The organism is Alkaliphilus peptidifermentans DSM 18978, from assembly GCF_900101495.1.
GTDB classification, from domain to species: Bacteria; Bacillota; Clostridia; order Peptostreptococcales; family Natronincolaceae; genus Alkaliphilus_C; species Alkaliphilus_C peptidifermentans.
This window is the reverse complement of record NZ_FMUS01000059.1, coordinates 1-5213: the sequence shown is the minus strand read 5'-3', so window position 1 is coordinate 5213 and position 5213 is coordinate 1. Positions and strand designations below refer to the sequence as shown.

Here is a 5213-nt window from a genome sequence, read left to right as displayed (position 1 = left end):
AAATAGAAGATTATATTAAATATATAGAAGAGTTCTTAGAGAAAAAAAATATTAAATATTTTACTGTTTCTAATGTTGAAAAAGACCCTTATGAAGTATTTTCTCATAAATATGCAGCAGTAAATGCTGGACTTGGTTGGATTGGAAAGAATGCGCTATTTGTTTCAAATGATTTTGGACCAAGGGTGCGATTAGCTACTGTATTAGTAGATCTAGACTTACCAATTAATAGGCAACCAAAATACGAGGGTTGCAAAGACTGTGATATATGTGTAAGAGCTTGTCCTACAAAATGCTTAAAAGGGATTAAATGGAAACGCGGCATGATGCGTGAAGATATAGTTGATATTGAAAACTGTAAGGACTATTTTGAAACCCGTAGTAATCATATTTGTGCATTATGCTTATTAGTATGCCCTATTGGGAAAGAGAGAGAAACATAGGTTTATCAATAATTATTTTACAATATAGAAGTTTGATCGATTATTAATATTAGGAAGAAATTCTGTTAAGCTTAGCTTTGCGGGCCATGTGACGATCACTTAACAATGTGTTTACGGGAGGTGCTGGCAGGGAAGTTTTTGAGGAAAGGTCAGAGCACCACACCTTCTCGCTGGGCGGCGAGAACCGCCAAGACGGTCTATCTTTAGGGTCCAGCTCGGAAGGCGGCGTAAACACTGAGACGTTATATAAAATCGCGCGCAAGGCCGCCGCGTCCTGCGTCGGGTTTTAAGGACTTTGCTCTAGGGAGATTGGTTCTTACAAGTAGAATATGACGAAGTACTTATTATTTATATTTTGTACGTATAACGTACACGAATGGAGGAATAAACTTGGTTGAACTTTGGGATATATTAGATAAAAACGGTAATGTAACAGGACGTGTTCACGAGCGTGGCAAGCCCATGAACAAAGGCGAATTTCACCTTGAGGTTTATGTTTGGATTGAGAACGACAACGGTGAATACCTTATATCGCAAAGGTCGCCGAACAAGACGTTCCCAAATATGTGGGAATGTACGGGCGGAAATGCGGTTGCGGGCGATGATAGCTTGACTACGGCATTGAAAGAAGCAAAAGAAGAATTAGGTATTATTCTTGAGCCGCAGAACGGACGAATGATTCAACATCACTTACCGTGTAGCGACGTTGAATGTCACGGTTTGGCTGATGTTTGGTTATTTCGGCAAAATGTAGACATATCAAGCGTAATTCTTGATCCTGATGAAACCTGCAATGCAATGTGGGCAAGCCGTGATGAAATTAACCGTATGATTGACGAGGGAACATTCACAACATGGGAACAATATACATACATTGACGAATTGTTTGAGGAAATTAAAATGGATTGATGGATTGCACACAGTATAAGCATTTTTAGTACCAAACTACTACACAACATTCTAATATTATGAAATATAAGGGATAGAAATTAAGGGGCTGACGTCCTGTCAGCCTCTGAGCATCGAAGGCGCGCAACTTTACATAACAAAGCATTCGCATAAAGGTGCATGCAGCATGTGTCAAGGGAAGGGTCAGAGCACCACACCTTCTCACTGGGTGGCAAGCACCGCCAAGATGGTCTATCTTTAGGGTCCAGCTCGGAAGGCGTCGCAAACACAGAGGCGTTAGGTGACATTAATTTTAAAACATTTTAGATGAGCTTCAGACGAATCTAGCTGATTACGTTAATTGGTTTAATAATTATAGAATACATTCAACATTAGGCTATTTAAGCCCAGTAGAATTTAGAGAGCATAACCTTATAAAAACTGTCTAATTTAGTGTTGACAATCCAATTACAACACAAACTATATAAATATTTTTGTTCAAAGGATATCTGAAATAGAAGCAAGCATTGAATTAGCTCAAAATAACAGTGAAAAAATTCTAAACTATATTGCTAGGTTATTGGAATCATATGGATATGAAGATATATTTAAAAAATATGAATGGAAACCATGGTGTGTAACTAATATTAGTGTACTGGATGCTGTGTATATAGATAATCTTGTAAGAAATTCTAAGCATGAAATTATTAAAGAAATAGAGAGTGGAATTCCAGTTGGATTAAAGCCTAAATATATTTTTGTCTATAGTTCAAATTATGAAACTTCCAAATCACCAGCTGGACTATCTATTGTTTATGCAAATGAGTATATATTGAAAAAGAGTGAAGATTCGGCGCAATCGCAAATTACTGCAATTTGTGAAAGGGTTTTGAAGAGAAATGATCGTGAAAATAAATACTTGCCTAGTTTAGTTCAAATAGAATTCTTTGATGCAAATAAATGCAATTTATATGGAATGGCAAGAGAAGATTAAACACAATAGATTTAACGTCACCTAACACAGTGTTTACAGGAGGTGCGGGCGGGCACGTGATTAGGGTGAAATCAGCGCACCACATCCCTTCACCGGGAACGAAGTTCCACCAAGACGGTCCATCTCTAGGGTCCGGCTCAGGGACGTCGTAAACACGGAAACGTTATATGTCATCCCTAAGTTAATGGTGCTATGATAGTTGAGAAAATAGAAGATTAAGGTAATAATTTATATGATTGAATTAAAAGATACTAGGGAGGTAGAAAAGTGAAGATATTATTATTACTAGCAAAAGGAGTAGAATTAATAGAGGCAAGTGCTTTTATAGATGTTTTTGGATGGAATAGACATTATAATCAGATAGATACTGAAATAATTACTTGTGGTTTCAAAAGAGAAATATTGAGTACATTTAGCATTCCAATAAGAGTAGATTTGCTAATTGATGAAATAGTAGTAGACGAGTATGAGGCCTTAGCTATACCTGGAGGTTTTGGAGATTATGGATTTTATGAAGAGGCATTTGATGAAAAGTTTTTAGATATAATTCGAGAATTCAAAGATAAGGGTAAATTAATTGCTTCAATATGTGTAGGGGCACTTCCGATTGGCAAAAGTGGAATATTAGAAGGCAAAAAAGCTACAACATATCATTTGATGGGAAAAAGAAGGCAAAAACAATTGGAAGCATTCGGGGTAAATGTCGTAAATGAACCTGTTGTGATAGATGATAATATAATCACATCATGGTGTCCATCAACTGCAATAGAAGTTGCTTTAAAGTCACTAGAATTACTAACTTCCCCTACTTCATCTAATAAAATTAGAGAGATAATGGGCTATTAAGCTATTCACAACAAATGAAAGGTCTAGTAGTACTAGAAAATCTTCAGTAATCGGGACGACATATAACAGCGTGTTTACAGGAGGTGCGGGGGGGGGGCACGTTTTTAGGGAAAGGTCAGCGCACCACATCCCTTCACCGGGAACGAAGTTCCCCTAGGACGGTCTATCTAAAGGGGCCGTCGCAAACACGGAGACGTTAGACGAAATAAATATTGACTGAAGGGGAGATATTATGGAAAGCGAATTTATAAGAATTAATGAAAAAAGCGACGCAATTCTGTCACTCCAGATAATAGAAAAAAATTTTCAATATGTTTTATCAGACAATAAGTATTGGAAATTAATTATAATTTCTTTACACAGCGCATTACAAGGATTTATGGTATGTGCATTACAAGGAACTAGTTACTTTAACGTAGCCGAAAAAAAGTCTTTAAAGAAGCATATTGAAAGTCTTAAAGATAAATCCAAACCATATACAACAGTACGTTTACAAAGCTTTATGAAACTATATGAAAGAATAAAGAATGCTGATGAATTAAAGAATCATTATGTAGCAACTGATGAATGTAATAGCGCAATAATAAGTTTAAATGATATAAGAAATGATTTTATTCATTTTTCACCTAAAGGGTGGTCATTATCAATTGATGGATTACCCATAATTATGGATTGTTCATTAGATATAATAGAGTTTTTAGTATTTAAAACGATTGAGTCATACCAATTTACAAATGAAGAACGTGAAGTAATAAAAAAATTAATAGATAATATAAGAATTTTAACAATAAGAATTTTCACAATTACTCCGTCTAACAGCGTATTTACGGGAGGTGCGGGTGGCATGTGTTGAGGGAAAGGTCAGCGCACCACATCCCTTCACCGGGAACGAAGTTCCGCCAAGACGGTCTATCTTAGGGGTCCGGTTCAGGGACGTCGTAAACACGGAAACGTTATATGAAATTCTGTTTATCATGGTTGTATCTACAAAGAATTATTTAGAGAAAAGAATGAAATGACTAATTTTGGAGGTGGCATAGATGCAAAATAAACAAAGGAACGTTGGAATACTAATTTTCGATGATGTGGAAGTTTTAGACTTTGCAGGTCCTTTTGAGGTTTTTTCTGTAACAACCATAGAAAATCAGATAAATCCTTTTATTGTTTGCACTATATCAGAGAAAGGAAATATGATAACCGCAAGAAATGGTTTAAAGGTTAAACCAGATTATAGTTTTGAAGACATGCCTAAACTAGACATTCTAATTATCCCTGGTGGTTTAGGTGCTAGAGAACGTGAAATAAATAATGATAGGTTAATTAGTTGGATCTCAAATCAAGTTGAGAAAGTGGAACTTATGACATCGGTATGTACAGGAGCTTTATTATTAGCTAAAGCAGGATTACTTAAGGATAAAAAGGCAACTACTCACTGGGCTAGTCTTGATAGATTACAAACTGAATTTCCTGAAGTTTATGTACAACATGGTGTTAAGTTTGTTGATGAGGGAAATATTGTAACTTCAGGAGGTATTTCAGCAGGGATAAACATGTCGTTCCATATAGTTAAGAGACTTTTAGGCTCTGAAATTGCTAGAAATACTGCTAAAAGAATGGAGTATGATATAACTATATAAGGCTTATGTACCTGGATAAAATAGATGGGATTAAAGGGATTATTTTTATCCGAATTGTCGTCAACCGAACTCCATATAAACCAGCTAAGCTAAGTCAATAGTTTTTTAAAAAAATATAATTTGTTCGAAAAAAAGGCACAGCAAAGCCAGCCTAGTTTACTAGACTTTTTTAAAAGACCTTTTTCTTCAACCTCAAATATGATTAAATATAATAAAGGTTAACTAACAGTAAATGGTATTTTGCTTTTTAATATTCCATAAATCATACGCAATAGCTTGTTACAAGTCGCAATAATGGCTACTTTAGAAGCCTTACCTTCGGATCGTTTTTTAGAATAGAACTCGAATAATATATCATTTACAGGGACATTTTTCCTCTTTGAGATACCTACAACAGTAGCTTGA

The 5213-nt window shown here is 35.6% G+C and carries 5 protein-coding genes and 3 pseudogenes; 7 read left to right on the top strand and 1 reads right to left on the bottom strand.

Annotated elements, in window-relative coordinates; all coding sequences use genetic code 11:
- From BLP68_RS21930 to BLP68_RS21095, 7 genes and pseudogenes are all read left to right on the top strand, one after another.
- Positions 1 to 443, top strand: a pseudogene (locus BLP68_RS21930) (epoxyqueuosine reductase); the annotation flags it as partial.
- A gap of 390 nt (positions 444 to 833) precedes the next feature.
- A complete protein-coding gene (locus BLP68_RS21125; protein ID WP_242877051.1) occupies positions 834 to 1352 on the top strand; it encodes an NUDIX hydrolase in 519 nt (172 codons plus the stop codon).
- 302 nt (positions 1353 to 1654) lie between these two features.
- Positions 1655 to 1780 (top strand): annotated as a pseudogene (locus tag BLP68_RS21120) (IS3 family transposase); the annotation flags it as partial.
- A 131-nt stretch (positions 1781 to 1911) separates the two neighbouring features.
- Positions 1912 to 2325 carry a hypothetical protein gene (locus BLP68_RS21115; RefSeq protein WP_091547729.1) on the top strand — a complete coding sequence of 138 codons (414 nt, stop codon included), beginning with the start codon at positions 1912 to 1914 and terminating at the stop codon, positions 2323 to 2325.
- A gap of 267 nt (positions 2326 to 2592) precedes the next feature.
- On the top strand, positions 2593 to 3171 hold the full coding sequence (locus BLP68_RS21110; RefSeq protein ID WP_091547727.1) for a DJ-1/PfpI family protein: 579 nt from the start codon (positions 2593 to 2595) through the stop codon (positions 3169 to 3171).
- A 232-nt stretch (positions 3172 to 3403) separates the two neighbouring features.
- Positions 3404 to 4024, top strand: a complete 621-nt coding sequence (locus BLP68_RS21105; RefSeq protein ID WP_091547726.1) for a hypothetical protein — start codon at positions 3404 to 3406, stop codon at positions 4022 to 4024.
- Between the two features lie 187 nt (positions 4025 to 4211).
- Entirely contained in the window at positions 4212 to 4808 is a 597-nt protein-coding gene (locus BLP68_RS21095) for a DJ-1/PfpI family protein (RefSeq protein ID WP_091547722.1), read from the top strand.
- Between the two features lie 218 nt (positions 4809 to 5026).
- On the opposite strand, the pseudogene BLP68_RS22035 reads toward BLP68_RS21095, so the two are convergent.
- Positions 5027 to 5213, bottom strand: a pseudogene (locus BLP68_RS22035) (hypothetical protein); the annotation flags it as partial.